1 protein-coding gene is annotated in these 1,347 nt (G+C 43.4%); it reads right to left on the minus strand.

From position 1 onward, the window contains the following. Positions 1–37 precede the first annotated feature (37 nt). Entirely contained in the window at positions 38–1,180 is a 1,143-nt protein-coding gene (tgt, locus tag ACMZ6U_RS10400) for a tRNA guanosine(34) transglycosylase Tgt (protein ID WP_416108343.1), read from the minus strand. Positions 1,181–1,347 lie beyond the last annotated feature (167 nt).

Here is a 1,347-nt window from a genome sequence, read left to right on the forward strand (position 1 = left end):
ATCTAACTTTTTGGGGTCAGTACATTTTCGTATTTTATTAAAAATTACGTTTTGAGTGATTATATCCGTATCGTTCTATAAAGTCTTCACGGAATTCAAGTAAATTATCGTCCACGATTGCTTGGCGAACTTTCTTCATCAAATTAACCAAGAAATAGAGATTATGGTAAGATGTCAAACGCATACCAAAGGTTTCGTCGGCTTTAAGAAGGTGACGGAGGTAGGCACGTGTGTAGTTTTGACAAGTGTAACAATCACAATCATGATCAAGTGGTGTGAAATCTTCAGCATACTTGGCATTTTTGACCACCAAGCGACCTTCACTGGTCATACAAGTGCCGTTACGAGCGATACGTGTTGGCAGCACACAATCAAACATGTCCACACCGCGAATAACCGCGTCAATCAAACTATCAGGAGCTCCAACTCCCATGAGGTAACGAGGTTTATTCTCAGGCAACATTGGCGTCGTGAAATCAAGCACAGCATTCATCTCTTCATGCGTCTCACCAACAGCAAGACCACCGATAGAATAGCCGGCAAAATCCATAGAAACCAAGTCTTTAGCAGACTGACGACGGAGGTCTTCAAAACCAGCCCCCTGCACAATACCGAAGAGCCCTTGATCGTGCGGGCGACGATGGGCTTTTAGCCCACGTTCCGCCCAACGGCTTGTTCGCTCGATAGAATTTTTGACGTAATCATAGGGTTGGTAAAATTGTGGGCATTCGTCAAAGCTCATCATGATATCCGAACCAAGATTGTTCTGGATAGAGATGGCTTTCTCCGGAGAAAGGAACATTTTAGAACCATTCAAGTGGTTTTTAAAGGTCACCCCTTCTTCAGTGATATTACGGCTATCAGCCAAAGAATACACCTGAAAACCACCAGAATCGGTAAGAATAGCCTGGTCCCAGTTCATGAATTTGTGTAATCCACCGGCACGCGCAATCAATTCGTCACCAGGGCGTAACCAGAGGTGGTAAGTGTTTGAAAGGATGATCCCTGAACCCATTTGTTTCAATTCTTCAGGAGATTGTGTTTTTACCGTGGCTTGTGTCCCAACCGGCATAAACATAGGGGTTGAAAAAGTACCGTGTGGGGTTTCAATCTCTCCCAGACGGGCACCTGTGTGTTTTTCCGTTTTGATCAAACGGTATTTGATAGCATGTTCTGTCATATTGACTCCTTATTGTGTTACTCGATGAGTATAAATTTACTAGAAAAGACAGTCCTAGGGATGAGACAAAGACTTAGGATTTCCAAAATTCGTCAACCCTAATCTCACCCTGCACCATAACAAGTCAGCATTGTTATTGTACCAAATAAAAGGCAAGGTGTCAGTTC

The sequence above is a fragment of the Streptococcus pluranimalium genome (assembly GCF_047785745.1).
GTDB classification, from domain to species: domain Bacteria; phylum Bacillota; class Bacilli; order Lactobacillales; family Streptococcaceae; genus Streptococcus; species Streptococcus pluranimalium_B.

Excerpts from the sequence above, each read along its gene's own strand:
- tgt (WP_416108343.1), bottom strand. The coding sequence starts at position 1,180 with ATGACAGAACATGCTATCAAATACCGTTTGATCAAAACGGAAAAACAC.